Source organism: Flavobacterium hydatis (assembly GCF_000737695.1).
Lineage (GTDB): Bacteria > Bacteroidota > Bacteroidia > Flavobacteriales > Flavobacteriaceae > Flavobacterium > Flavobacterium hydatis.
On the sequence record NZ_JPRM01000024.1, the window covers coordinates 132,664 to 159,207 of the forward strand.

Annotated in this window: 25 protein-coding genes; 13 read left to right on the top strand and 12 right to left on the bottom strand. The window is 32.7% G+C overall.

Annotated elements, in window-relative coordinates:
• Positions 1–11: 11 nt before the first annotated feature.
• From sucD to IW20_RS15410, 8 genes are all read right to left on the bottom strand, one after another.
• The gene (gene sucD / locus IW20_RS15375) at positions 12–884 is read right to left on the bottom strand and encodes a succinate--CoA ligase subunit alpha (RefSeq protein WP_035624087.1); all 873 of its coding nucleotides are present in this window, start codon (positions 882–884) and stop codon (positions 12–14) included.
• Between the two features lie 86 nt (positions 885–970).
• Positions 971–1,333 carry a nuclear transport factor 2 family protein gene (locus IW20_RS15380; protein ID WP_035624090.1) on the bottom strand — a complete coding sequence of 121 codons (363 nt, stop codon included), beginning with the start codon at positions 1,331–1,333 and terminating at the stop codon, positions 971–973.
• 2 nt (positions 1,334–1,335) lie between these two features.
• On the bottom strand, positions 1,336–2,265 hold the full coding sequence (locus tag IW20_RS15385; protein ID WP_035624092.1) for a UDP-3-O-(3-hydroxymyristoyl)glucosamine N-acyltransferase: 930 nt from the start codon (positions 2,263–2,265) through the stop codon (positions 1,336–1,338).
• A gap of 97 nt (positions 2,266–2,362) precedes the next feature.
• Positions 2,363–2,929 (bottom strand): elongation factor P, encoded by a 567-nt coding sequence (efp, locus tag IW20_RS15390; RefSeq protein ID WP_035624093.1) that lies wholly within the window; start codon positions 2,927–2,929, stop codon positions 2,363–2,365.
• 94 nt (positions 2,930–3,023) lie between these two features.
• Positions 3,024–3,809: an acyl-ACP--UDP-N-acetylglucosamine O-acyltransferase gene (lpxA, locus tag IW20_RS15395; protein WP_035624097.1), complete on the bottom strand. Its 786-nt coding sequence runs from the start codon at positions 3,807–3,809 to the stop codon at positions 3,024–3,026.
• A gap of 73 nt (positions 3,810–3,882) precedes the next feature.
• Complete coding sequence (locus tag IW20_RS15400) at positions 3,883–5,271, bottom strand: bifunctional UDP-3-O-[3-hydroxymyristoyl] N-acetylglucosamine deacetylase/3-hydroxyacyl-ACP dehydratase (RefSeq protein ID WP_035624285.1); 1,389 nt, start codon at positions 5,269–5,271, stop codon at positions 3,883–3,885.
• Positions 5,264–6,307: a UDP-3-O-(3-hydroxymyristoyl)glucosamine N-acyltransferase gene (gene lpxD / locus IW20_RS15405; RefSeq protein WP_035624100.1), complete on the bottom strand. Its 1,044-nt coding sequence runs from the start codon at positions 6,305–6,307 to the stop codon at positions 5,264–5,266. The genes IW20_RS15400 and lpxD overlap by 8 nt, the downstream gene beginning before the upstream one ends.
• A 40-nt stretch (positions 6,308–6,347) precedes the next feature.
• Positions 6,348–7,577: an HD domain-containing protein gene (locus tag IW20_RS15410; protein WP_035624103.1), complete on the bottom strand. Its 1,230-nt coding sequence runs from the start codon at positions 7,575–7,577 to the stop codon at positions 6,348–6,350.
• Between the two features lie 236 nt (positions 7,578–7,813).
• Between IW20_RS15410 and IW20_RS15415 the strand changes: the two genes are divergently transcribed.
• The 9 genes from IW20_RS15415 to IW20_RS15450 all read left to right on the top strand — a co-directional run bounded on the left by IW20_RS15415 (position 7,814) and on the right by IW20_RS15450 (position 17,929).
• On the top strand, positions 7,814–8,308 hold the full coding sequence (locus IW20_RS15415; protein WP_035624105.1) for a GbsR/MarR family transcriptional regulator: 495 nt from the start codon (positions 7,814–7,816) through the stop codon (positions 8,306–8,308).
• Between the two features lie 28 nt (positions 8,309–8,336).
• Positions 8,337–9,233: an efflux RND transporter periplasmic adaptor subunit gene (locus IW20_RS15420; protein ID WP_240478497.1), complete on the top strand. Its 897-nt coding sequence runs from the start codon at positions 8,337–8,339 to the stop codon at positions 9,231–9,233.
• Positions 9,234–9,419 carry a hypothetical protein gene (locus IW20_RS26710; RefSeq protein ID WP_240478498.1) on the top strand — a complete coding sequence of 62 codons (186 nt, stop codon included), beginning with the start codon at positions 9,234–9,236 and terminating at the stop codon, positions 9,417–9,419.
• Positions 9,420–9,466: 47 nt separating this feature from the next.
• Entirely contained in the window at positions 9,467–12,637 is a 3,171-nt protein-coding gene (locus tag IW20_RS15425) for an efflux RND transporter permease subunit (protein ID WP_035624108.1), read from the top strand.
• The gene (locus tag IW20_RS15430) at positions 12,627–14,030 is read left to right on the top strand and encodes an efflux transporter outer membrane subunit (protein ID WP_035624110.1); all 1,404 of its coding nucleotides are present in this window, start codon (positions 12,627–12,629) and stop codon (positions 14,028–14,030) included. The genes IW20_RS15425 and IW20_RS15430 overlap by 11 nt, the downstream gene beginning before the upstream one ends.
• A 172-nt stretch (positions 14,031–14,202) precedes the next feature.
• Positions 14,203–15,756 (top strand): T9SS response regulator signal transducer PorX, encoded by a 1,554-nt coding sequence (gene porX, locus IW20_RS15435; protein WP_035624113.1) that lies wholly within the window; start codon positions 14,203–14,205, stop codon positions 15,754–15,756.
• A gap of 32 nt (positions 15,757–15,788) precedes the next feature.
• Entirely contained in the window at positions 15,789–16,196 is a 408-nt protein-coding gene (gene tsaE, locus IW20_RS15440; protein ID WP_035624115.1) for a tRNA (adenosine(37)-N6)-threonylcarbamoyltransferase complex ATPase subunit type 1 TsaE, read from the top strand.
• Between the two features lie 113 nt (positions 16,197–16,309).
• Positions 16,310–17,509, top strand: coding sequence for an alanine dehydrogenase (locus IW20_RS15445; protein WP_035624117.1), 1,200 nt, complete (start codon positions 16,310–16,312; stop codon positions 17,507–17,509).
• Between the two features lie 36 nt (positions 17,510–17,545).
• Complete coding sequence (locus IW20_RS15450; RefSeq protein WP_035624119.1) at positions 17,546–17,929, top strand: DUF4258 domain-containing protein; 384 nt, start codon at positions 17,546–17,548, stop codon at positions 17,927–17,929.
• Here IW20_RS15450 and IW20_RS15455 read toward each other — a convergent pair.
• Positions 17,926–18,597, bottom strand: coding sequence for a uracil-DNA glycosylase (locus IW20_RS15455; RefSeq protein WP_035624121.1), 672 nt, complete (start codon positions 18,595–18,597; stop codon positions 17,926–17,928). The genes IW20_RS15450 and IW20_RS15455 overlap by 4 nt on opposite strands.
• A gap of 111 nt (positions 18,598–18,708) precedes the next feature.
• Here IW20_RS15455 and IW20_RS15460 point away from each other — a divergent pair, with 111 nt between their 5' ends.
• Both IW20_RS15460 and IW20_RS15465 read left to right on the top strand, forming a co-directional pair.
• Positions 18,709–20,874: an endonuclease MutS2 gene (locus IW20_RS15460; protein WP_035624124.1), complete on the top strand. Its 2,166-nt coding sequence runs from the start codon at positions 18,709–18,711 to the stop codon at positions 20,872–20,874.
• A gap of 304 nt (positions 20,875–21,178) precedes the next feature.
• Positions 21,179–21,622 (top strand): thiol-disulfide oxidoreductase DCC family protein, encoded by a 444-nt coding sequence (locus tag IW20_RS15465; protein WP_035624127.1) that lies wholly within the window; start codon positions 21,179–21,181, stop codon positions 21,620–21,622.
• Between the two features lie 345 nt (positions 21,623–21,967).
• Here IW20_RS15465 and ettA read toward each other — a convergent pair whose 3' ends face one another.
• Genes ettA through holA form a run of 3 tightly spaced genes read right to left on the bottom strand, consistent with a single transcriptional unit; the run spans position 21,968 to position 24,939 of the window.
• The gene (gene ettA, locus IW20_RS15470) at positions 21,968–23,662 is read right to left on the bottom strand and encodes an energy-dependent translational throttle protein EttA (RefSeq protein WP_035624130.1); all 1,695 of its coding nucleotides are present in this window, start codon (positions 23,660–23,662) and stop codon (positions 21,968–21,970) included.
• A gap of 35 nt (positions 23,663–23,697) precedes the next feature.
• Complete coding sequence (locus IW20_RS15475; RefSeq protein WP_035624132.1) at positions 23,698–23,880, bottom strand: CAL67264 family membrane protein; 183 nt, start codon at positions 23,878–23,880, stop codon at positions 23,698–23,700.
• 54 nt (positions 23,881–23,934) lie between these two features.
• Positions 23,935–24,939, bottom strand: coding sequence for a DNA polymerase III subunit delta (holA, locus tag IW20_RS15480; protein WP_035624135.1), 1,005 nt, complete (start codon positions 24,937–24,939; stop codon positions 23,935–23,937).
• A gap of 94 nt (positions 24,940–25,033) precedes the next feature.
• On the opposite strand from holA, the gene IW20_RS15485 reads away from it, so the two are divergent.
• Complete coding sequence (locus IW20_RS15485; protein WP_035624139.1) at positions 25,034–25,486, top strand: type I restriction enzyme HsdR N-terminal domain-containing protein; 453 nt, start codon at positions 25,034–25,036, stop codon at positions 25,484–25,486.
• A gap of 15 nt (positions 25,487–25,501) precedes the next feature.
• On the top strand, positions 25,502–26,521 hold the full coding sequence (locus IW20_RS15490; RefSeq protein WP_035624143.1) for a glycosyltransferase family 2 protein: 1,020 nt from the start codon (positions 25,502–25,504) through the stop codon (positions 26,519–26,521).
• Positions 26,522–26,544: the final 23 nt, after the last annotated feature.

Below are 26,544 nucleotides of genomic sequence, written 5' to 3' on the forward strand. Positions count from 1 at the left end.
AATATTAGAGATTATCCTAATACTTCTTTTACTTTTTTACCAATTTCAGCTGGAGAATCAACTACGTGAATTCCGTTGTCTCTCATGATTTGTTTTTTAGCTTCAGCTGTATCGTCAGTACCACCAACGATTGCACCTGCGTGACCCATTGTACGTCCTGCTGGAGCAGTAACTCCTGCGATGAAACCTACAACTGGTTTACGGTTACCATCAGCTTTAATCCATTTAGCAGCATCAGCTTCTAATTGTCCACCAATTTCACCAATCATTACGATACATTCTGTTTCTGGATCGTTCATTAATAATTCAACAGCTTCTTTAGTTGTAGTTCCGATAATTGGATCTCCACCAATACCAATTGCTGTAGTAATTCCTAATCCTTGTTTTACAACTTGATCAGCAGCTTCATAAGTTAAAGTTCCTGATTTAGAAACGATACCTACAGTTCCTTTTTTGAAAACGAAACCTGGCATAATTCCAACTTTAGCTTCTCCTGGAGTAATGATACCAGGACAGTTAGGTCCGATTAATCTAGCGTTTCTTTCTTTTACATAGCTATTAGCTTTAATCATATCTGCTACAGGAATTCCTTCTGTAATAGCGATGATAACTTTAATTCCAGCGTCAGCTGCTTCCATGATAGCATCAGCAGCAAAAGCAGGTGGTACAAAAATGATAGTTGTATCTGCTCCAGCTTGTTCTACAGCGTCTTGTACTGTATTAAATACTGGACGATCTAAATGTGTAGTTCCTCCTTTTCCTGGAGTAACACCACCAACAACATTAGTACCGTACTCAATCATTTGAGAAGCATGGAAAGTTCCTTCGCTTCCTGTAAATCCTTGAACAATTATTTTGGAATCTTTATTAACTAAAACACTCATGATATATATTTTATGTAGTTTTTAAAATTGTGATGCAAAAGTAAGGTTTTGTAAATTATTTTAAACCTTTTTATTATCAAAATATCTTATAATAATTGACTCATTTGATAACCTCTGTATAATTTATTGTCTTTTATTTGCCAAATAGCCATAAAATGGGCTAATAGCATCTCTTCTCTAGGATTTTCTATTGTTTTTACATAATGAGAATATCTTACAGAAACTAAATCGTCTTCTTCTATAATATGACTAATTCTTACTTTAGAACGCACGTAAGCTCTGCCTAATTCGTTAGATAAATCTATTACGCCGTCATAGTTCAATTGGATAGGTCCTTTTGTACTATGCCAATCAACTATTACTTCTGGATGCAGGTATAACTTGAAGGTTTCACTATCAATTAAAGCATCCGATTTATAAAATTTCTGAACAAATTCTTTAGCAGTCATAGTTATTTTAATTTATTAAGAATTTCTGGAATTTTCTTGATATTAGCTAATTGTTTTAACTTTTCTCTAGATTCTTCGATTGGCGTGCCAAAATAAGATTTTCCTCCTTCTACAGATTTAGTAACTCCTGTTTGTCCCATTATTACAGCCTTCTCTCCTATCGTAATACCGCTTGTTGTACCAACTTGTCCCCAAATTGTTACTTCGTCTTCGATAATTACGCAACCAGCAATACCAGTTTGCGAAGCAATTAAGCATTTCTTACCAATAACGGTATCATGCCCAACATGAACCTGATTATCTAATTTAGTTCCTTCTCCGATAGTTGTATCACCTGTAACTCCTTTGTCAATAGTACATAACGCACCAATGCCAACATTGTCTTTTATTACTACTCTTCCGCCAGAAATTAACTGATCGAAACCATCTGGGCGTTTTTTATAATAAAAAGCATCTGCTCCTAATATTGTTCCTGCATGAATCATAACATTGTCACCAATTACTGTATGATCGTAAATAGTAACATTTGGATGTATCAAACAATTTTTTCCAATTGTAACATTATTTCCAATAAAACAATTAGGCTGAATAACAGTTCCTTCACCAATAGTTGCCGAAAGTGCTATTGAAACATTTGTAGCCTGAAAAGGTCTAAAATGTTTGGTCAGGGTATTAAAATCTCTGAAAGGATCATCAGAAATAAGTAGCGCTTTACCTTCTGGACAATCAACAACTTTATTGATTAAAACAATTGTTGCTGCCGAATTTAAGGCTTTGTCATAATATTTTGGATGGTCAACAAAAACAATATCTCCAGGCTCAACAACATGAATCTCATTCATACCAAGGACTTGGAAGTTTTTATCACCGATAAATTCGCAATTAAGCAAATTTGCAATTTCTTCTAAAGAGTGAACTTTTTGAAATTTCATATTTTATAATTAGTTTTTAGTCTCAGCTTTCAGTCCCAGTTTTCAATCGAGATCAACAAACTGCTAACTGGGACTGAAAACTGAAAACTAATAAAAACTACTCTTTTACACGCTCCATGTAAGAACCTGAAGCAGTATCAATTTTAATTTTATCTCCTTCATTAATAAACAAAGGAACGTTTACTGTAGCTCCGGTTTCAACAGTTGCAGATTTTGTTGCATTTGTTGCTGTATTTCCTTTTACTCCTGGTTCAGCATAAGTAACTTCTAAGATTACAGAAGATGGCATATCTACAGATAATGGCAAATCAGTTTCAGTATTTACCTGAACCATTACGCTTGTTCCTTCTTTTAATAATCCTGGAGCATCCAAGATATTTTTATTCAAAGAAATTTGCTCAAAAGATTCAGTATTCATAAAATGAAATTCATCTCCTTCAGCATATAAAAACTGGTAATTATGTGTCTCTACACGTACATCGTCGATTTTGTGTCCTGCAGAAAATGTATTATCTAATACTCTTCCTGTAGTTAAACTTCTTAATTTTGTTCTTACGAAAGCTGGACCTTTTCCAGGTTTTACGTGAAGAAATTCTACGATTTTATAAATATCATGATTAAATTTGATACATAATCCGTTTCTAATATCTGATGTTGATGCCATTGTTATTTTGTTTTTGTTGTATATTTTGTTTAATCGTTTAACCGTTTATTTGTTTCCGAATAAACGATTAAACAAATCAACGATAAAACTTTTTTTAATAGTTTCCTGAGTATCCTTTCATAATACCACGGGATGAGTTTCTGATAAAATCTAAGATTTCATCTCTTTCTGGAGTTGCTTCCATTTCACCTTCGATTATGCTAAGTGCTTGGGTTGTATTATAATTTTTTTGGTATAAAATTCTATAAATTTCCTGAATTTCTCTGATTTTATCAGTGCTAAAACCTCTTCTTCTTAAACCTACTGAATTGATTCCTACGTATGATAAAGGCTCTTTTGCAGCTTTTGTATAAGGAGGAACATCTTTTCTTACCAAAGAACCTCCAGATATCATTGCGTGATCTCCAATATGAATGAACTGATGTATTGCAGCCAAACCACCGATTACGGCATGGTTTCCTACAACTACGTGTCCTGCTAGAGCAACACCATTTACAATGATTGCATTGTTACCAATCTCGCAATCGTGAGCAATGTGTGCATAAGCCATAATTAAGCAATTGTTACCAAGGATTGTTTGTCCTGATGCAACTGTACCACGATTAATCGTAACACACTCTCTAATTGTACAATTATCCCCTATTATAGCTAAAGAATCTTCTCCTCCAAACTTTAAATCTTGCGGTACTGCAGAAATTACGGCTCCTGGAAAAATATTGCAATTTTTCCCAATTCGCGCACCTTCCATTATGGTTACATTTGAACCAATCCAAGTACCATCACCAATAACTACATTATTGTGAATTGTTGTAAAAGGCTCAATTACAACATTTTTAGCGATTTTGGCGCCAGGATGAACATAAGCTAAAGGTTGATTCATCTGTATTTTTTATATTTTAAATTAAAATTGTCTTTTTTTGAAACAATAAATCTAAATAACTAAGCTATTTTTTTTATTGTTTTCTTGCAATTTGTGCCATCAACTCTGCTTCGGTAACCAATTTACCATTTGCATAAGCATTTGCTTGCATGTGACAAATTCCTCTTCTGATAGGAGAAATTAACTCACATTTAAATATTAACGTATCTCCAGGTAATACCTTGTGTTTGAACTTAACATTATCTATTTTCATAAAATAAGTCAAGTAATTTTCTGGATCAGGAACAGTACTTAATACTAAGATCCCTCCTGTTTGTGCCATAGCTTCTACAATTAAAACACCTGGCATAACTGGAGCTTCTGGAAAATGCCCTACGAAGAAATTTTCGTTCATAGTTACATTTTTCATTCCCACAACATGACTGTCAGACATCTCAATGATTCTGTCAATTAACAAAAATGGAGGTCTGTGAGGCAAAACTGCCATGATTTTATTAATATCCATCAATGGCTCCTGGTTTAAATCATAAACCGGAACATGATTTCTTTGCTCTATTTTTATAATCTTAGCTAATTTTTTAGCAAACTGAGTATTTACAAAATGCCCTGGTTTATTAGCTATAATTTTACCTTGAATTCTGATTCCTGTTAAAGCTAAATCTCCAATTACATCAAGTAATTTGTGTCTTGCAGCTTCATTAGGATAATGCAAAGTTAGATTATCTAAAATACCATTTGGTTTAACAGATATTTTATCTTTTCCAAAGGCTTTCTTTAAATTCTCCATTGTAGAGTCAGATATTTCTTTATCTACATATACAATTGCATTGTTTAAATCACCACCTTTAATTAATCCGTGCTCTAAAAGAGATTCTAATTCGTGTAAGAAACTAAATGTTCTTGAGTTAGAAATTTCTGCTTTAAAATCTGCGATACTTTTCATAGTAGCATTTTGAGTACCTAAAACTTTAGTACCAAAATCTACCATTGCAGTAACTTGATAATCATCACTTGGCATTACAAGAATTTCACTTCCTGTTGCTTCGTCTGTAAAAGAGATAACTTCTTTTACAACATATATATTACGTTGTGCTTCTTGCTCTTCTATTTCGGCATTTTCTATTGCTTCAACGAAGTATTTTGATGAACCGTCCATGATAGGAAGTTCCGATGCATTTAATTCGATTATAACGTTGTCAAGATCGCAACCAACCAATGCAGCCAAAACGTGCTCTGGTGTTTGAATTTTAACTCCTAATTTTTCTAAGTTAGTACCTCTTTGGGTATTTACTACATAATTAGCGTCAGCTTCAATGATAGGATGTCCTTGCAAATCAACTCTCACAAAAGTAAATCCATTATTTATTGGAGCAGGTTTAAAAGTCATTGTTACTTCTTTCCCAGTGTGTAGTCCAACTCCTGTTAGTGAAATTTCCTTCTTGATGGTCTTCTGTTTAACCATTATTTCCATTTTTTTGGTTTAATATTTGTTTTTTTAATTCTTCTAATTCAGCAACGATTTTTGGCAAATTCTTAAAATGAACATACGATTTATTAAAATCTGTATACCCAAGTGAAGGTGTTCCTTGCAAAATTTCGTCGTCTTTAATATTTCTGGCAACTCCAGATTGTGCTTGTAATCTAACATTGTTTCCAATGGTTAAATGACCTGCAATACCAACTTGTCCGCCAATCATCGCATTTTTACCAATTTTTGTAGAACCTGCAACGCCCGATTGTGCTGCAATTACAGTGTTTTCACCAATCTCTACATTATGGGCAATCTGTATCTGATTGTCTAACTTCACTCCTTTTCGGATAATTGTAGATCCTAAAGTTGCTCTATCTATAGTTGTATTAGCACCTATATCAACATTATCTTCAATAATTACATTTCCAATTTGAGGTACTTTACTATATATACCTTCTTCATTTGGTACAAAACCAAAACCGTCGGCACCAATAATTGTTCCCGAATGTATCGTGCAATTGTTTCCAATGATTGTTTCGGAATAAATTTTAGCGCCTGCAAAAATATGTACATTATTACCAATAACAACATTATCTCCAATAAAAGAGTTTGGATAAATTTTGACATTGTTTCCTAAAACTACATTTTGCCCCACATAACTAAAGCTACCCAAATATAGGTTTTCTCCGTATTTGGCACTTTCAGATAAGAAAGATTGAGGTTCAATCCCGTTTTTATTCAATTTTACTTGATTATAAAACTCTAATAGTTTAGAAAAAGACGCATAAGCATCATCAACTTTAATTAATGTTGTGCTAATTTCTGTTTCGGGTACAAAAGTATCATTAACAATTGTTACCGATGCTTTTGTCGAATATATATGATTGATATATTTAGGGTTAGCCAAGAAAGTAAGAGATCCTTCTGTACCTTCTTCTATTTTAGATAAGCGTGAAACTTCTGCATTGGGATTCCCAACAACCTCACCTCCTAAAATTTCTGCTATTTGTTCTGCTGTAAATTTCATTGCGACAAAAATATAAAAAAATAGGTTTTAAATGTTAATTTTAGATCAGTTGTTTTGGAAAGCAGAGGTAATATTTTGTTACCAATTTAGATAACGATTTCAAATTCAGTTGGTCTGAGGCTTCTACAACATCTTCAATTGTCTTATCTTTTTTTAATATTCGTATAGGTTCGGCTTCTTTACTATAAGCTTGGTTTTTAATTTTTCCTCTATAAATAAAATAATTTGCATCGATAACTGATATATTATTCTGAGCGGCAAATTTTTCTTTCAGGCTTTGCAATTCTTCTAATGAAATCTTTTCGCTACTTAGTTTAATTTTCAATAAATCTCTGTTTACTATCATCTTACTTAAAGTAGAAAGAATAAAATCATCGTGTTTTTGCCAAGATTTCAAAGCACCAATTATATCAAAATCGTCTAGCTGAGAAAATAAATCTAATATTTCTGGAGTAAATGTTTCTAAAGTAATCTTGTTTTGCATAAAAAACATCAAAGGTTCGCTGCAAGGCAAGTAAACACCTTTTAAAGTTAATTCTTTGGCTCTTTTTAAGACTTTCGTCAAAATAAGCTCTGCAACCAAGCTCGTTTTATGCAAATAAGCTTGCCAATACATTAGTCTGCGAGAAAGCAAAAACTTTTCGACAGAGTAAATTCCTTTTTCTTCGATAACCAAAACATCATCTACAACATTCATCATTTGAATTAAACGCTCAGAATTTACATTTCCTTCGGCTACACCTGTATAAAAGCTATCACGTTTAAGATAATCCATACGATCCATGTCTAATTGACTAGAAATCAATTGTAGCATAAATTTTCTGTGATAATCTCCTTTAAATATCTGAATTGCTAAACTCAACTTGCCTTTAAACTCAATATTTAATTGGTTCATAAACAGTAATGAGATCGCTTCATGATTTACATCTTCAACGATACTTCTTTCCATTGCATGCGAAAATGGTCCATGACCTATATCATGTAGTATAATCGCTATATATAATGCATTTTCTTCTTCGGGAGAAATTATAACGTCTTTAAACCGTAATGTTTCGATTGCTTTTTGCATTAAATGCATACACCCCAAAGCATGGTGAAACCGAGTATGGTTTGCTCCTGGGTAGACCAAATAAGATAATCCCATTTGAGATATTCGGCGTAAACGCTGAAAATAAGGATGCTCTATAAGATCATATATAAAAGCATTTGGAATGGAAATGAAACCATAAATGGGATCATTGAAAATTTTCAGCTTATTAATAAGGTTCACTATTTGGTCATTTTTAGGTCAACAAATATAACTAATTTACTACTTATTTTGTTTTACATTTTAGTCAAAAAAGCAAACAAATAAAGTTTTTATGATGTAATGTTATCATAATTAGCTAAATTAGTACATCGAAAAGACAATATTACGCATTTTTATTGGTAACAAATAATTAACAGAAATTTAAGTTCGTTTAGTTCGGTAAATTGCGAACCAATTTTATCTTTGCAAAAAAAATCATGGATAATAATACACAAAAAGAAAGAGAAGAGCTTATAGAGTTATTCGGTATTCATTTTGAATCAGTGTATAATTTGCCTCCACTTTGCTCAAGAATTTTAGGATTACTAATAGTTGAAGCCTGTAAATCAGGTCTCACATTTGAACAAATCGTTGAAAAAGTGGGAGCTAGTAAAAGTTCAGTGTCAACAAATTTGAATTTCCTTTTGAAAATGGGAAAGATAGACTATTATACTTTACATGGTGATCGAAAAAAATATTTTAGACCATCGCCTTTTAGCGAACGATTTTCAAATTATTTAAAGATACTCGAAGTTGAGAAAAAAATAATAGATAAAATGATTTCCTATAGAGAGAAAACAATGGATAGCTCTGAGGAAAGAATTAATCTAGAACACGCAAAAGCATATAAAAGCCACGTTATAAAAGTCGAGGAATTGCTCCAGGAAACAATTTCAAAATTTATAGAAATAGAAAAAGTTAATAATAAATAAGTAAATCATAAATCAAATTTAAATACCAATGAAGAATATTTCATTCTCCCTAATAGCTATCATGCTGGTTTTTGCGTCATGTAAGAAAAAGGAAGTGCAAGCTCCGCCACAAGGCCCTGCTCCGTTTCCTGTTAAAACTGTTACAGTACAAGATGCTGTAGTTTATCAAGAGTATAGTGCAAATCTTGAAGGTCAACATAATGTTGAAATTCGTCCAAAAGTTAATGGATATATTCAAAAAATTTATGTTGATGAAGGTCAGGTTGTAAAAAAAGGTCAATTACTTTTTAAACTAGAAACTCAAACATTAAATCAAGATGCATCTGCTGCAAAAGCTTCTGTTCAGGCTGCGCAAGTAGAGGTTGACAGATTGAAACCACTAGTTGATAGAAAAATCATTAGTATTGTTCAATTAGAAACTGCCAAAGCTAAATTGGCTCAAGCCAAAAGTGCTTACGGAAGTATTGCTGCAAATATTGGATACGGAACTATTGTTTCGCCAGTAAGTGGAGTAATTGGTGGTTTACCTTTTAGAGAAGGAAGCTTAGTTAGTGCAACTAGCGAAGTGCCTTTGACTACGGTATCTGACACTAAAATTGTTCGTGCTTATTTCTCTATGAATGAGAAACAATTGTTGTTCTTTAATAAAACATTTAAAGGAGCAACTACTGCTGAAAAATTAAAATCTGCACCACCAGTTTCATTACTATTAGTAGATAATACTGAGTACGATCAAAAAGGAAAAATTGCTACAATGAATGGTTTAGTAAATCCTGAAACAGGAAATACACAATTTAGAGCAGACTTTAATAACCCTCAAGGTATTTTAAGAAGTGGTAGTACAGGAATTATTCGTTTACCTATTGAGCAAAAAGATGTTATGTTAGTTCCTCAAAATGCAGTTTTTGAAGTACAAGGAAAATAAATGATCTATGTTGTTGAAAAAGGGAACAAAGTAAAATCTACAATTGTTCAGACAAACGGAACTTCAGGTTTAGATTTTATCGTAACAGGAGGTCTTAAAGCAGGTGATGTCGTAGTAGTTGAAGGAGCGTCTAAACTAAAAGATGATATGGAAATTACACCACAGCAAGCTAAAGATGTAGCTTAAGATGCTGCAGAAACTACAAATACTACAGCTAAAAAATAATATACAAGATGTTAAAAACGTTTATAGAAAGACCAGTTCTCTCGACGGTAATATCTATCTTAATTACCATATTAGGTATTTTAGGATTGATGTCGTTGCCTGTAGAACAATACCCCGAAATTGCCCCTCCAACTGTTCAAGTAACTGCTACATATACTGGAGCAAATGCCGAAACAGTATTAAATAGTGTTGTAATTCCTCTTGAGGAAGAAATTAATGGTGTAGAAGGAATGACATACATGACTTCTTCTGCAGCGAATGATGGTTCTGCAAAAATATCTGTTTATTTTGAACTTGGAGTTGACCCAGATATTGCTGCGGTAAACGTTCAGAACAGAGTTTCTCGTGCAACAAGTAAATTACCACAAGCCGTTGTACAAACCGGGGTTACTACCCTAAAAAGCCAAACGAGTGCTTTGATGTTCTTTGCTTTGTATTCAAACAACAAAGATTTCGACGAAACTTATATTCAGAATTACGCCAAAATTAACCTTGTACCAAAATTACAACGTGTTAAAGGTGTAGGACAAATAAATGTTTTTGGAGCCAAAGATTACTCGATGAGAATCTGGATTTCTCCAGAAAAAATGGCAGCTTACGATGTATCTCCAAAAGATATTCAGGCAGCATTACAAGAACAAAACGTTGAGGCTGCTCCAGGTAAATTTGGAGAAAATGCCGATGGTATTTACGAATACGTAATTAAATACAAAGGACGTCTTTCGGAAATTAAAGATTACGAAGATATTGTTATCAAAGCTACAGGTAATGGAAACTTTGTTCACTTAAAAGATGTTGCAACTGTAGAGTTGGGAGCTTTTAATTATGGAAACAAGAATATTGCAATGGGTAAACAAGGTGTTGCCGTTGGGGTATTCCAAACTTCTGGATCAAACGCACAAGACATTATTACTGAGGTTGTAAATATCTTAGATGATGCAAAACCAGATTTCCCAAAAGGAGTTGATTATGTAATTCCTTATAATACTAAAACGTTCTTAGATGCATCGATAGAAAAAGTAATTTCAACATTAGTTGAAGCTTTTATATTGGTATTTATTGTAGTGTTTTTATTCTTACAGGATTTCCGTTCTACATTAATTCCTGCAATAGCAGTACCGGTTGCGATTATTGGTACATTCTTCTTCTTGCAAGTATTTGGGTTCTCTATCAATATGTTAACATTGTTTGCAATGATTCTAGCAATTGGTATTGTGGTCGATGATGCGATTGTCGTCGTCGAGGCGGTGCATGCCAAGCTTGATGAAGGTGCTAAATCAGGAAAAGAAGCTACACTTTCTGCGATGAGCGAAATTACAGGAGCGATTATATCTATCACATTAGTAATGGCAGCGGTATTTATACCAGTATCATTCTTAAGTGGTCCATCGGGTGTGTTCTACCAACAATTTGCGATCACATTGGCAATTGCAATTTTAATTTCGGCAGTAAATGCATTAACATTAAGTCCAGCATTATGTGCTTTGTTCTTAAAGCCTCATGAAGCATCAGAACATCATAACAAAAATTTCAAAGACAGATTCTTCATTGCTTTCAATACAAGTTTTGATAGAATGAATAATAAATATGTTAAGTCTCTTGGATTCTTGGCAAGAAAAAAATGGGTTGCAATATCAGGATTATTAGTATTCTCTGCAATCACTATATTTTTATTCCAAACTACACCATCAGGATTTATTCCTAATGAGGATAGAGGAATTATCATGGCGGATTTAACACTTCCTCCAGGAACAACAATTGAGAAAACTCAATTAGCAGTTAACGAATTAGACTCTATTTTAGCCTCAATGGATATTGTAGAAGCAAGAATGAGTGTTGTTGGTTTTAGTTTATTAAACAGTGTAAATGGTGGTTCATACGCCTTTACCGTAATTAAATTAAAAGACTGGAAATACCGTAAAGAAGCTAATCAATCAGTAGATGCTGTTGTTGGTGAATTATTTGGTAGAACAGCACATTTTAAAGATGCTAAAGCATTATTCTTTACACCTCCGAGTGTACAAGGTTTTGGTTCTGCAGACGGATTCGAATTAAAAATTCAAGATAAAGGAGATGATGATTGGACTACAGTAAGTAAAGTAAGTAATGAATTCTTGGGTGAATTAATGAAAAGACCAGAGATTCAATATGCTGTTACAAACTTTAACCCTACATTCCCACAATATCAAATGGATATTAATGTAGAAAGAGCTAAAAATGCAGGAGTTTCAGTATCTGAAATTTTCAATACAATGCAAGGGTATTATGGAGGATTGTATACTACAGATTTTAACAAATTTGGTAAACAATACCGTGTAATGATTCAGGCAAAACCTTCTGACAGAGCAACTCTGGAATCGATTAACACAATTTATGTTAAGAATGCTGCCGGACAGCAAGTAGCAATAAGCCAATTTGTTGATTTCAAGAGAATTTACGGACCAGAAGCTGTTGCTCGTTTCAACATGCTTAAAGCAGTTAACGTAAATGGTAAAGCAAAACCAGGTTATAGTTCTGGAGATGCTATTAGAGCTGTACAAGAAGTTGCGGCACAACATTTACCAAAAAGTTATAGCTATGAATTCTCTGGTATGACACGTGAGGAAATCATTGCTGGTAGTCAGGCTGCAGGTGTATTCTTATTGAGTTTAATATTTGTATACTTTTTATTAAGTGCACAATACGAAAGTTATTTAGTACCATTATCAGTATTGCTTTCATTACCTGTAGGTATTGCTGGTGCAATTGGATTCGTAAAACTAGCAGGATTAGAAAATAACATTTATTTCCAGGTAGCCCTGATAATGCTTATAGGACTACTAGCGAAGAATGCCATTCTGATAGTCGAGTTTGCCATACAAAGGCGACGACACGGGATGGACTTAACTCAAGCTGCGATAGAAGGTGCAAAAGCACGTTTACGTCCTATTTTAATGACCTCTCTTGCTTTTATCTTTGGTTTAATGCCATTAGCTTTAGCTTCAGGAGTAGGTGCTGTAGGTAACCGTTCAATCGGTATGGGAGCTGTAGGTGGAATGTTGATAGGAACAATCTTTGGAGTATTTGTAATTCCAATCTTGTTTATCATCTTCCAAAGCTTACAAGAAAGAATCTCTGGAAAACCATTTACAGAGAAAGAATCAGATGTTATACTTTTAGACGAAGAAAATGAAAAATAATATAAATAAAATAGTAACAGTTGTCATCACGGCAACTGTTATGCAATCCTGCTTCGTTGCAAAAGAATACGAAAGACCAAAGGATATTAAAACCGAAAACTTATATAGAACCGAAGTAGTTTCTAAAGACAGTACTTCGATGGCAAATGTATCTTGGGATAAAGTTTTCACAGATCCTATTTTGCAAGGTTACATCAGGAAAGGTTTAGAGAATAACTTGGATATCCGAATTGCAATGCAAAATATTGCTGCTGCCGAAGCATCAATGAAACAAGGAAAAGCAGGGTACTTCCCTACTGTTTCCGTAGGTGCAGATTGGACACACCAACAATTATCAAAAAATAGCCAGTTTGGGGCTTTACTTCAAAATCGTAGTACCGATCAATACCAGATTGCTGGAACTCTAGGTTGGGAAGCAGATATTTGGGGTAAAATAAGAAGTAATAAGCGTGCAACAAATGCAGTTTTTTTACAAACTACTGCAGCAAATCAAGCTGTTAAAACGCAATTAATTGCTGATATTGCTTCTACTTACTATCAGTTAATTGCAATAGATGAGCAAATTAAGTTATCTGAAGAAACTTTAATTAACAGAGTTGAAAGTGTTGAGACGATTATTGCTTTAAAAGATGCTGGAAACGTTACTGAAGTTGGTGTTAAACAAACTGAAGCTCAAAAATATGCTACAGAAATTATCATTGCTGATTTAAAAGTAAGCACAATACTTTTTGAAAACAAAATGAGCATTCTTTTAGGAGAAGCTTCTACTAAAGTAGAAAGAAGTAGTTTTGAAGTACAAAAAATGCAACCAGAAATTACACTTGGAGTACCTGCAACTTTATTAAGAAACAGACCAGATGTAATTGCAGCAGAATATAATTTGATTTCAAATTTTGAAAGAACAAACGTTGCAAGAAGTAATTTTTACCCAACGCTTAAAATTACTGCAACAGGCGGACTTCAGAGTATTGATTTAAAAGAATGGTTTAGTGCAAATTCATTTTTTGCAAATGTTGTAACAGGATTAACACAACCAATTTTTAATCAACGTCAGATTAAAACAAACTTTGAAATTGCAAAAGCAAATCAAGAAAAAGCATACCTACAGTTTGAGCAATCTTTGCTTATAGCAGGAAAAGAAGTTTCTGATGCATTAGCACAATATAATAACGAAACCAAAAAGATTGAAATCCGTCAGAAACAAGTAGATGCATTAAAAGTAGCTACAGGATATTCAGATGAATTATTAAAATATGGTTTAGTAAATTATTTAGAAGTTCTTACAGCAAAAGACGATGCTCTAAGTGCTGAATTAACTTTAATCGAAAATAAATTTTCACAATATAATGCCATTATTCAATTATACAGAGCCCTTGGAGGCGGATGGCAGTAAGATTTCATAATTAGGTTACTTATTAATTTTCGTATTTAAACCACTGGATATTTTTTATATTCAGTGGTTTTTATTTTTCATAGTAAAAATTATCATAATATTAATAAATAGCCGTTTTAAAAAGAAGTAAATTGGCACTAAGATTTAATAATTTTGAACAAGCTATATAATTATGGATAAGATAAAAATACTTTGGGTTGATGATGAAATCGACTTATTAAAGCCACACATACTCTTTTTAGAGAAAAAAAACTATGCAGTTACAACTTCAAACAATGGTCTTGATGCAATTGCAATATTTGAAGAAGAAAATTTTGATATTGTTTTTCTTGACGAAAATATGCCAGGAATGAGCGGATTGGAAACCCTTTCAGAAATGAAAGAAAAAAAATCTACTATTCCGATGATTATGATTACCAAAAGCGAGGAAGAATATATCATGGAGGAAGCTATTGGATCTAAAATAGCCGACTACTTAATAAAACCTGTAAATCCTAATCAGATTTTATTAAGCTTGAAGAAAAATCTGGATCATTCGAGATTAATTTCTGAAAAAACAACACTTGATTATCAGAAAGAATTCCGAAAAATTGCAATGGAAATGGCAATGGTAAACTCTTATGAAGATTGGATAGAGCTATACAAAAAGCTGATATTTTGGGAATTAGAATTAGAGAACATCAACGACCAGGGAATGATTCAAATTTTAGAATCTCAAAAAGTTGAAGCAAATTCACAGTTTGGTAAATACATCGAGCGTAATTATGAAGATTGGTTTGCACCAAAAGCAGATAAACCAATTCAGTCCCATACTTTATTTAAAGAATTAGTAGTTCCAGAAATTAAAAAGAAAGACAAACCAATTTTGTTTGTTGTAATTGATAATTTACGTTACGACCAATGGAAATCATTTGAAACTGTAGTAGGAAATTATTATAAATTAGAGAAAGAAGTTCCTTATTTCTCTATACTTCCTACAGCAACACAATATGCCCGAAATGCAATATTCTCAGGACTATTACCAACAGAAATGGAAAAACAATTTCCTGAATATTGGAAAAATGATGTAGAAGATGGTGGGAAAAATTTATACGAAGCAGAGTTTTTAAGCGCTCAATTAAAACGCTTGGGTCTAAATATAAAAGAAGACTATTTTAAAATTACCAACCTTGCAAGCGGAAAAAAATTAGCGGAAAATTTTAAAGCACTCAAAAATAATGACCTTGTAACGGTAGTTTACAATTTTGTTGATATGTTATCGCATGCAAAAACAGAGCTAGATGTTGTAAAAGAATTAGCCTCAGATGATAAAGCATACCGATCGCTGACGTTAAGCTGGTTCAAGAATTCACCTTTGTTAGAAATTATACAACAAGCTCAGAACTTAGGGTTTAAATTGATTCTTACTACAGATCACGGAACGATCAATGTAAAAAATCCATCCAAAGTTGTAGGAGATAAAAACACAAGTTTAAACTTACGCTACAAAACAGGACGTAGTTTAACCTATGAACAAAAAGATGTGTATGTTGTAAAAGAACCTAAAAAAATAGGTTTACCTGCAATAAATATGAGCAGTTCGTTTATTTTTGCAAAAAATGATTTGTTTTTGGCTTACGTAAATAATTACAATCATTATGTAAGTTATTATAAAAACACGTATCAGCATGGAGGAATTTCATTAGAAGAAATGATAATTCCGTTCTTAATATTTAATCCAAAGTAAAAAAAATTAGCTTAAGAAAATATAAATAAAAAATGGAAGTTACTTTTTCGTTAGACCAAATCCAGGATGTTGCACAACAAATTTTAGCACAAAACCCTAATAAAATTCTCCTTTTTAATGGAGAAATGGGTGCGGGTAAAACCACACTTATAAAGCAATTGTGTAAAAGTTTAGGAATAGAAGATGCCACAAGCAGCCCAACTTTTTCTTTGGTTAATGAATATCAAACTAATGACAATCAAACTGTTTATCATTTTGATTTTTATAGATTAAATCATGAAACTGAAGCTCTAGACATGGGAGTTGATGATTATTTATATTCTGGAAATTGGTGTTTTATCGAATGGTCAGAAAAAATTCCAAATTTAATCCCAGAGCAACATTCGGTTGTTACAATCGAATTGTTGCCAGACGGAAAACGTTTATTAAAACTGGTTTAATTCTTTAGGCTAAAGCCAAAAATATACTTCTTTCAGGAACGTGTATTAGCCTAGAGAATACTGTTTTATTAAAAAGATTTTACGTAATTTGTACTCTTAATTTTGCATAAACAATGTCAATAACGATAACTCCATTTACGAAACAAGATTTGTTGCCACAAGAAGAAAAACTTGAAATTGGCAGATACAAAAGAGAACTTTTCATTGGAATTCCTAAGGAAACTAGTTATCAGGAACGTCGTATTTGCTTAACACCAGATGCTGTAAACTCACTTACCTATCAGGGACACAGAGTAATGATAGAATCTGGAGCAGGAGAAAGTTCAAGTTATACCGATAAAGAATATAGTGATGCTGGTGCAGAAGTAACAAAAGATACCAAACGAGTTTTTGGTTGTCCGATGTTATTAAAGGTTGAACCACCAACAGTTGCTGAGATTAAATTAATGAATCCGGAAACGATTTTGATATCTGCGATTCAATTAAAAACTAAGAAAAAAGCTTATTTTGAAGCTTTGGCTCAAAAAAGAATTACCGCATTAGCATTTGAATATATAAAAGATGAGGACGGAACTTATCCTGCTGTAAAGTCATTAAGCGAAATTGCAGGAACAGCATCAATACTTATTGCTGCCGAATTAATGATTACAAATGAGTTCGGAAAAGGATTGCTATTTGGTAATATTACTGGAGTCCCTCCTACCGATGTTGTAATTTTAGGCGCAGGAACTGTTGGGGAATTTGCTGCAAAAACCGCAATTGGCCTAGGGGCAACTGTAAAAGTATTTGATAATTCGATTACTAAATTGCGCCGTTTACAAAACAATCTTAATCAGCGTATTTTTACATCGACCATACAACCAAAAGCATTATTAAAAGCATTAAGACGTTGTGATGTTGCCATTGGTGCTATGCGAGGAAAAGAACGTTGCCCAATTATAGTAACCGAAACTATGGTAGAGCACATGAAAAAAGGTGCTGTAATTGTAGATGTAAGTATTGATACTGGTGGTTGTTTTGAAACCTCGGAAGTAACAACACACGAAAAACCAACTTTCATTAAAAGTAATGTTTTACATTATTGCGTGCCAAATATTCCATCTCGATATTCTAAAACTGCCTCACTTTCAATAAGTAACATAATTACTCCTTATTTGTTACAAATTGCTGAAGATGGCGGACTCGAAAGTGCCATAAGATGTAATAAAGGATTAAAAAACGGAATTTATATGTATCACGGAATCCTTACCAATAAAGCTATAGGCGAATGGTTTGATTTACCTGATAATGACATTAATTTACTTGTATTTTAAGGCAACTTTAGTGTACCTTTGCCAAAAATAGAATTCATGAAGTTTGCACATCGTTTTGCTTATTATTTAGTTGGTTTAGTTATTGGATGTTTCTTTGTAGCCCTTGTATTTAGTGGGAAAGATACACGTTGTAATTATTTTCCGAATGCAAGAGTTTTAAATGATTTAAGAAATAAACCATTTCACTATTCTGAAGAAGCATCTAAAATTTTGACTGAAAAATGGATTGACACTTTAGATATAAAAAACACATTACAATTTGGTGATGTAGATTTTGATCAAAGTAATGTAGAATATAAAAAAGGGAAGTTATATGTTATAGAAGGTAAAACCTTGAAAAACCAAGAAGTAATACTTAAAGTAATTAATTACCCAGGAAAAGCTGTTTTAGAATCTATAGAAAAAAAACCAGCTAATTAGAGCCATTTAATTTCTGGAATTTCTTTTGATTTTAAAAATTCATTTGTTTTAGTAAAGTGTTTGTTTCCAAACCATTTTCCTTGATTAGCACTCATAGGCGATGGATGTCCCGATTCTAAAACAAAATGTTTTGTACGGTCAATTTTTAGACCTTTCTTTTGAGCAAAAGCTCCCCATAATAAGAATACTACATTTTCTTTTTGATCAGATATTATCTTGATTACAGCATCGGTAAATAAATTCCATTTTAGATGTTTGTGACTATTTGGTGTGTCTTTTCGAACAGTTAATGAAGCGTTTAAAAGTAAAACACCTTGTTTTGCCCAAAATTCTAAATTACCAGAAGTCGGCATAAAAACCGAATCAAAATCTGTATTTAATTCCCTGAAAATATTACGGAGCGAAGGAGGAATTTTTACATTATCATTTACCGAAAAACTTAAACCATTGGCCTCTCCTACTCCATGATAAGGATCTTGCCCAATGATAACTACTTTTGTATCTTGAAATGAACAATGATTGAAAGCAGAAAAAATTAAATCAGTTGGAGGATAGCAAATTTGGTTTTTATACTCATCTTCAAGAGATAATAGTAAATCATTAAAATAAGGTTTTCCTATTTCATCTGATAATACTGCTTGCCAATCCGGATTGAGGTTAATTTTCATTTCAATAAATTTTATTACAAATTAAGCAAAGTTTTTTGCAAAGTACCAATTAATACTACTATTTAGTTTCAAAACTTTGTAACTTTGAAGCTTTACAACTTACGATATAATATGATATCTATTACTGATAAAACATTACAAGATTTACAATTCCCTACAGTGCTCGAAACTATTTCGGACATTTGTAATACCGATATAGGCAAACAAAAAGCTTTAGAAATAAGACCTTTCAGAGACAAAGAAACTTTGATGCAAGCATTAATGCAAACATCTGAGTATATTTCCTCTTTTCAAAATAATAATGCAATTCCAAATCATGGTTTTGATGCGATTACCTACGAAATAAAATTTCTGGCAATCGAGGATAGTTTTCTTGAAGTTGGAAGTTTTAGGAAAATTGCAACTTTATCATCTACGGTTAATCTCTTATTGAATTACTTTAAAAAATTCGATGATTATTATCCAAATCTAAATGCGAGAGCATCCCAAGTAGGATTTACAAAAGACATCATTTCGCAAATAGATGTTGTTGTAGATAAATATGGAGAAATTAAAGATAATGCTTCTCCTGAATTATCTAACATTCGTCGTGAGATGAATTTAGTTCGTGGCAAAGTAAACCAAAGTTTTGGTGTAGCCTTAACACAATACAATGGTTTAGGATATCTGGATGATATTAAGGAAAGCTTTGTACAAAACCGTAGAGTTCTGGCGGTTTTGGCAATGTATCGCCGTAAGGTAAAAGGCTCAATTTTAGGTAGTTCTAAAACAGGAAGTATTGCATATATTGAACCTGAAACTACTTTAAAATATTCTAGAGAATTAAGTAATCTAGAATATGAAGAAAAAGAAGAAATCACTCGTATTTTAAAACAATTATCAAACGCTATACGTCCGTATTTATCTTTGCTTGTTGACTATCAAGCATTTTTAAGTGATATAGATGTTGTTGCTGCCAAAGCAAAATATGCAAATAAGATAAATGGTATTTTACCAACAATTACAGAAGAACGTCGTTTGTTTTTTAGAGATGCTTTTCATCCTATTTTGTATTTAAATAACAAAGAGAAAAATGAAATTACGCATCCGCAAACTATTGAATTAAAACAAGATAACAGAATTATTGTAATTTCTGGACCTAATGCGGGAGGAAAAACAATCTCGCTAAAAACGGTTGGATTACTACAATTAATGTTGCAATCCGGAATGTTGATTCCTGTGCATGAGCGTAGTGAAACTTTCTTGTTCGACAGAATCTTAACTGACATTGGTGATAATCAATCTATCGAAAACCATTTGAGTACCTATAGTTATAGATTAAAAAACATGAATTATTTCCTTAAGAAATGTAATCGCAAAACAATGTTTTTAATTGATGAATTTGGAACAGGTTCTGATCCTGAATTAGGTGGAGCTTTGGCTGAAATTTTCTTGGAAGAATTTTACCATCGTGAAGCTTTTGGAATTATAACTACGCATTATTCTAATCTTAAGATTTTAGCAAACGAATTGCCTTTTGCTACAAATGCTAATATGCTTTTTGATGAAAAATCTTTGGAGCCAATGTATAAGTTGGTTCTTGGACAAGCGGGAAGTTCATTTACATTTGAGGTTGCTTTGAAAAACGGAATTCCGTTTGGTTTAATAAATCGTGCAAAAAAGAAAATCGAAATAGGAAAAGTTCGTTTTGATAAAACCATTGCAACACTTCAGAAGGAACGCTCGAAATTAGAAAAAACTTCTTTGAACTTAAAAGAAGAGGAAACTAGAGCACGTGCCGAAAGTAATAAGATGGAAAATATAAATGTTAAGATAAAACAGAAACTTGAAAGCTACCAGGAATTATATGATAGCAACCAGAAGACAATTTATATTGGACAAAAAATTGAAGATATTTCTGAGAAGTATTTCAATAACAAAAATAAAAAAGAACTGATAGGTGAATTTTTGAAGATTATAGAAATTGAAAATTCTAAACGTAAAAAAGCAACTCCTAAAGAAGCCAAAGCAATTACGGAAAAGAAAAAAGAAGTTATTGCCGAAGTAACAGTTCAGGTTGAGGAAATTAGAAAAGAGAAAAAAGAAAAGAAATTAAAAGCTGTTGTCGAAAAACCTAAAGTAACTTTAAAAGTTGGTGATCGCGTACGAATGATTGACGGAAGATCCGTGGGAAGCATTGATTCTATTGAAAAAAATAAAGCTACCGTAAATTATGGCATTTTTACTTCGAAAGTGAATTTAGACGAATTAGAATTTGTAGAAGCTGGAAAAAAGTAAATTTATAGTTTTTGATTGCGATTTTCAGCCTTTAAAAACATGAAATTTAGGCTAAAAATCAAATAAAGCGATTTAAACAAATATCTATAAAAAGATGATTAATGAGATAGTTGATTTTTAAAAATCACTTAAAAGCTTTTTATGAAAGCTGTTTTTGATTTATGAAATTTATACAATTATTGATTTTGATAGAATAAATTAATAGTTTCATGAGGAGATATTTTTAACGAAATTATCTATACAAAGTAGCTTTGTCAAAGTTTTAAACTTTGACAAAGCTTTTTAAATTTTAACCAAAATAAAAATGAATACACAAAATGAGATTGCTTCGTTCCTCGCAAATAATGCTGAGAACAAAAAAATAATTCTTTTTGATGGAGTTTGCAATTTATGTGATTCGGCAGTGCAGTTTATTATTAAGCATGACAAAAAAGATATTTTTCGTTTTGCAGCTTTGCAATCGGAAATCGGAAAAGAAATTTGTAAACATATAGGCGTTGATACTACCAAAATAGATAGTATTATTTTTTACGAACCTGGTGTTGTTTATTATTACAAATCGGGAGCTGCAATTGCAATAGCCGAAAATCTTGGGGTTTTATGGAGTTGGTTTTCTGTTTTTAAAATAATTCCAGTTTTCTTAAGAGATCCGTTATATAATTATATTGCAAAGAACAGATATAAATGGTATGGCAAAAAAGAAAGCTGCATGATTCCTACTCCAGAATTAAAAACTAAGTTTTTGTAAATTCCAATTTTCACACGATATTGTCATCCCGAGGAACGAGGGATCTCCGTTAGTGGCTCGACAAAGATTGGCAATTTACTTTACAGAGTTTCTTGCGGAGATTGCTTCGCCAGTTCGCTATCGCTCGTGTCCTCGTTACTCGGGATGATAAAATTGAGAACAAAGCCTCTTTTGAAAACTTAGTCTCTAGCCCTGATAAAAACGGAAATCCTTTTTGGTTTTTCTTTAAAACCAAAAAGATTGTAGTGAATAGCAGGAATTAGCTCCTAAAAAAACATCAAATTTTCTAAATAAAAAAAGCCTCAAATAATTATATTTGAGGCTTTTTTGTACTTGATAAGAATATTAGTTTCTTATTAATTTTCTGTATTTCAGACGTTTTGGAGTTAAATCCCCACCTAAACGTTTCTTTTTGTTTTCTTCGTATTCTGAGAATCCTCCCTCGAAATAGTATACTTCTGAGTTTCCTTCGAAAGCTAAGATGTGCGTACAAATTCTATCTAAGAACCATCTGTCGTGAGAGATAACTACGGCACAACCAGCAAAATTCTCTAAACCTTCCTCTAATGCACGAAGTGTATTTACATCTAAATCATTGGTAGGCTCATCTAGCAAAAGTACGTTTCCTTCTTCTTTTAAAGTCATTGCAAGGTGCAAACGGTTACGCTCACCTCCTGATAATGTTGAAACTTTTTTGTTTTGATCACTTCCACCAAAATTGAAACGGCTTAAGTAAGCACGAGAGTTTACTTGGCGTCCGCCCATCATGATTAATTCCTGACCATCGCAGAAATTTTCCCAAATAGATTTATTAGGATCAATGTTTGAGTGCGCTTGATCTACATAAGCAATTTTTACAGTTTCACCTATAGCAAATTCGCCGCTATCTGGCTCTTGCTCACCCATAATCATTCTGAAAATAGTCGATTTACCAGCACCGTTTGGCCCAATAACTCCAACAATTCCGGCTTGTGGCAAAGTGAAGTTTAAATTATCATACAATAATTTATCTCCGAATGCTTTAGCTACATTTTTAGCTTCGATAACATTTGTTCCTAAACGTGGACCGTTCGGGATATAGATTTCTAGATTTTCATCTAGTTGTTTTTGATCTTCGTTTAATAATTTGTCGTAATTCTGTAAACGTGCTTTTTGTTTTGTCTGACGTCCTTTTGCTCCTTGACGAACCCAGTCAAGCTCACGCTCTAAGTTTTTACGACGTTTTGAAGCCACTTTTTCCTCAAGTGCCATTCTGCTAGATTTTTGATCTAACCAAGAAGAATAATTTCCTTTCCAAGGAATACCTTCTCCTCTATCTAACTCTAAAATCCAACCTGCAACGTTATCAAGGAAATATCTATCGTGCGTTACAGCAATTACAGTTCCTGCATATTGTGCTAAGTGTTGCTCTAACCAAAGTACCGACTCAGCATCTAAGTGGTTGGTAGGCTCATCAAGTAACAATACATCAGGTTGTTGTAATAACAAACGACATAATGCAACACGACGACGCTCTCCTCCTGAAAGGTTTTTGATTGGCGTATCTCCGTCTGGAGTACGTAACGCATCCATTGCAATTTCTAGTTTTGTATCGATTTCCCAAGCTCCTAATGCATCAATTTTATCTTGCAAAGCTGCCTGACGATCCATTAATTTATCCATTTTTTCAGGATCTTCGTAGTTTTCTGGAAGACCAAATAAGTCATTGATTTTATTGTACTCTTCTAGAACTGCCATAGTTTCGGCAACTCCTTCACGTACAATTTCGATAACTGTTTTTTCATCATCTAATTGTGGCTCTTGCTCTAAATACCCAACTGTATACCCTGGAGCAAAAACTACATCTCCTTGATAATTTTTGTCGACACCAGCAATAATCTTCAAAAGTGAAGATTTTCCTGATCCATTTAAACCTAGAATACCAATTTTAGCTCCGTAAAAAAAGCTCAAATAAATATTTTTTAATACTTGTTTGTCGCTGCTTGAGTAAGTTTTACTCAATTTTGACATCGAGAAAATTACTTTCTTATCGTCTGACATGCCTATTTATTTTAAATTTTATTATTTATCTTGTTTTAAACTCTTCCTTTTAAGGCATTAAAAACCCATGCATTGGCTAGAAAACCTACTCCAGTTGCTGCAAATCCCCAACCTGAAACATCTCTATATCTAAAAATGCCAAGTCCTATTAGGAGAAATCCCATTATTACCATTATAAAAGTTGCCCATCCTAAGATTGTGTTTTTATTCATCCCCATAATTACGGTATTTTTTAATTATATCAGCTTACAAATATCGGTATTTTTAGTGGCTTAATTAAATATTTTATATAGCATTTCTTTTAATAAATCAGATTGTGGTAATGCGTTGGCTCCCACTCCTTTACTTTTTAAATCAATATCTCGTAATGCCGAAACTACCTGACTTACTTTTTTCATCGGGTAATTTTTTATTGCCAAATCATATTCTTTTAAAAAATAAGGATTTACACCAATTGCAGCCGCTACATTTTTCGGGTTTTTATCCTTTAATCCGTGGTATTTTAATAACTGAATAAAGAAACCAAAAATTAATCCTGTGGTCATAACTAGCGGATAATCTTTGGGGTTATGAGCAAAATTCTCTGCAATTTTATATGCTTTAACCTGATTGCGTTCTCCGATTGCTTTACGCAACTCAAAAACATTATAATCTTTACTAAAACCTATATTTTCCTCTATATGTGTAGGCGTAATAGTGGTTCCTTTTGGTAAAATTATCTGTAATTTCTCTAATTCGTTATTAATTTTACTCAAATCGGTTCCAAGAAACTCCACTAGCATGGCATTGGCTTTTGGCTCTATCGTATAATTTTTGCCCGATAACACTCTTTTAATCCAATCGCCTACCTGATTTTCATATAATTTTTTGCTTTCGTAAACAAGTCCTTTTTGACCTAATAATTTGGTTACTTTTTTACGTTTATCAAGCGTTTTATATTTGTAGCAAAAAACTAAAACTGTTGTAGTCATTGGGTTTCCTGCATAAGCCTCGAGTTTATCTATTGTACGGGATAAATCCTGAGCTTCTTTTACAATAATAACTTGGCGATCAGCCATCATGGGGTAACGTTTGGCAGCCGAAACAACATCATCTACAGTTACATCGCGACCATATAAAACAGTTTGATTAAAGCCTTTTTCTTCTTCAGATAAAACGTTTTTCTCTATATATTCGGCTAATTTGTCAATGTAATAAGGCTCTTCTCCCATAAGGAAGTAGATGGGCATGATGTTCCCAGCTTTTATATCATTAACAATTTTTACAACTTCATCCATTTCTTTATTGTTTCAAGTTAAATGTTTAAGGTTGTTGTTTCAATATCTTGAAAGTTTAAACCGTAAACCTAAAACTATTTTATATTTTTGCTTCATGCAAAAACTAAATTTTCCCTCTTATATATTTCGGTTCAAAAATAGCGAAAATAAAGTGTCTATTTTTGATGAAATCAGGAAAAAATTTATCATTCTCACTCCAGAGGAATGGGTTCGCCAACATGTTGTTCTGTTCTTGATGACGGAGAAGAAATACCCGAAATCATTGATAAATGTAGAGAAGGTTTTAAAAGTCAATGGATTGAGGAAGCGTTACGACATTGTAGTTTATAATCCTGATGGTACTATATATATATTGGTAGAATGTAAAGCACCCGAAGTAAAGATTTCGCAAGCTACTTTTGATCAGATTGCCCGATATAATATGACCATGAATGCACAATATTTAATGGTTACTAACGGACTGAGCCATTATTTCTGTCAAATGGATTTTGAAAATGAAAAATATGAATTTTTAAGGGAGTTACCCAATTATAACTCTCTAACATAAATAAAAATAATACACTTGGATAAAATAGCAGTTGTCATTTTAAATTGGAATGGCGTAAAATTATTAGAACAGTTTTTGCCATCGGTAATACAATTCTCGCCTGAAGCTACTATATATGTAGCCGATAATGCATCGACAGATAGTTCTATTACTTACGTAAAAGAGCATTTTCCTACCGTAAAAATTGTCGTAAATACAGGAAATCACGGTTTTGCTCAAGGATATAATGAAGCTTTACAACATATAGATGCCGAAATTTATGCCTTGATTAATTCGGATATTGAAGTAACTAAAAATTGGTTACAACCAATTCTGGACACTTTTACAAAAGAACCTAAAACAGCAATTATCCAGCCTAAGATATTAGATTTTAAGAATAAAGCATACTTTGAATATGCTGGAGCAGCTGGTGGTTTTATTGATAAATACGGCTATCCGTTTTGTCGCGGACGTATTTTTGATACTATCGAGAAAGATAATAATCAGTATGATGATACTTGCGAATTATTTTGGGCTTCGGGTGCTTGTTTCTTTATCAGAAGCTCCGTTTACAAAGAATTAAAAGGTTTTGACGAAGGTTTTTTTGCCCATCAGGAAGAAATAGATTTGTGCTGGCGTGCAATTAATCTAGGTCATACGATTAAATACAATTCGCAATCAGTTGTTTATCATGTTGGTGGAGCAACTTTACAACAAGGCAACCCTAAAAAGACCTTTCTTAATTTTAGAAACTCCTTACTTATGCTTACGAAAAACTTACCTAAGCAAGGGTTTTATGGCATTCTTTTTGCTAGATTGGTACTCGATGGTATTGCGGGAGTACAGTTTTTTACAAAAGGAAAGTTCAAACACACCTGGGCAATTATACAAGCCCATTTTTCATTTTATAGTCTTTTTTCGGAATATTATAAAAAAAGAAGTAATTTTCAAACACGAAAATACTATATGATTAAAAGTGTCGTTTTCTTGTACTATGTAAAGAAAAACCGTGTTTTTAAAGATATCTTTAACAGTAATCAAATTAATAACCCTTAACTTTGTAATTAAAAGTCTAATTA

Excerpts from the sequence above, each read along its gene's own strand:
- sucD (WP_035624087.1), bottom strand. The coding sequence starts at position 884 with ATGAGTGTTTTAGTTAATAAAGATTCCAAAATAATTGTTCAAGGATTT.
- IW20_RS15380 (WP_035624090.1), bottom strand. The coding sequence starts at position 1,333 with ATGACTGCTAAAGAATTTGTTCAGAAATTTTATAAATCGGATGCTTTA.
- IW20_RS15385 (WP_035624092.1), bottom strand. The coding sequence starts at position 2,265 with ATGAAATTTCAAAAAGTTCACTCTTTAGAAGAAATTGCAAATTTGCTT.
- efp (WP_035624093.1), bottom strand. The coding sequence starts at position 2,929 with ATGGCATCAACATCAGATATTAGAAACGGATTATGTATCAAATTTAAT.
- lpxA (WP_035624097.1), bottom strand. The coding sequence starts at position 3,809 with ATGAATCAACCTTTAGCTTATGTTCATCCTGGCGCCAAAATCGCTAAA.
- IW20_RS15400 (WP_035624285.1), bottom strand. The coding sequence starts at position 5,271 with ATGGTTAAACAGAAGACCATCAAGAAGGAAATTTCACTAACAGGAGTT.
- lpxD (WP_035624100.1), bottom strand. The coding sequence starts at position 6,307 with ATGAAATTTACAGCAGAACAAATAGCAGAAATTTTAGGAGGTGAGGTT.
- IW20_RS15415 (WP_035624105.1), top strand. The coding sequence starts at position 7,814 with ATGGATAATAATACACAAAAAGAAAGAGAAGAGCTTATAGAGTTATTC.
- IW20_RS15420 (WP_240478497.1), top strand. The coding sequence starts at position 8,337 with ATGAAGAATATTTCATTCTCCCTAATAGCTATCATGCTGGTTTTTGCG.
- IW20_RS26710 (WP_240478498.1), top strand. The coding sequence starts at position 9,234 with ATGATCTATGTTGTTGAAAAAGGGAACAAAGTAAAATCTACAATTGTT.
- IW20_RS15425 (WP_035624108.1), top strand. The coding sequence starts at position 9,467 with ATGTTAAAAACGTTTATAGAAAGACCAGTTCTCTCGACGGTAATATCT.
- IW20_RS15430 (WP_035624110.1), top strand. The coding sequence starts at position 12,627 with ATGAAAAATAATATAAATAAAATAGTAACAGTTGTCATCACGGCAACT.
- porX (WP_035624113.1), top strand. The coding sequence starts at position 14,203 with ATGGATAAGATAAAAATACTTTGGGTTGATGATGAAATCGACTTATTA.
- tsaE (WP_035624115.1), top strand. The coding sequence starts at position 15,789 with ATGGAAGTTACTTTTTCGTTAGACCAAATCCAGGATGTTGCACAACAA.
- IW20_RS15445 (WP_035624117.1), top strand. The coding sequence starts at position 16,310 with ATGTCAATAACGATAACTCCATTTACGAAACAAGATTTGTTGCCACAA.
- IW20_RS15450 (WP_035624119.1), top strand. The coding sequence starts at position 17,546 with ATGAAGTTTGCACATCGTTTTGCTTATTATTTAGTTGGTTTAGTTATT.
- IW20_RS15455 (WP_035624121.1), bottom strand. The coding sequence starts at position 18,597 with ATGAAAATTAACCTCAATCCGGATTGGCAAGCAGTATTATCAGATGAA.
- IW20_RS15460 (WP_035624124.1), top strand. The coding sequence starts at position 18,709 with ATGATATCTATTACTGATAAAACATTACAAGATTTACAATTCCCTACA.
- IW20_RS15465 (WP_035624127.1), top strand. The coding sequence starts at position 21,179 with ATGAATACACAAAATGAGATTGCTTCGTTCCTCGCAAATAATGCTGAG.
- ettA (WP_035624130.1), bottom strand. The coding sequence starts at position 23,662 with ATGTCAGACGATAAGAAAGTAATTTTCTCGATGTCAAAATTGAGTAAA.
- IW20_RS15475 (WP_035624132.1), bottom strand. The coding sequence starts at position 23,880 with ATGGGGATGAATAAAAACACAATCTTAGGATGGGCAACTTTTATAATG.
- holA (WP_035624135.1), bottom strand. The coding sequence starts at position 24,939 with ATGGATGAAGTTGTAAAAATTGTTAATGATATAAAAGCTGGGAACATC.
- IW20_RS15485 (WP_035624139.1), top strand. The coding sequence starts at position 25,034 with ATGCAAAAACTAAATTTTCCCTCTTATATATTTCGGTTCAAAAATAGC.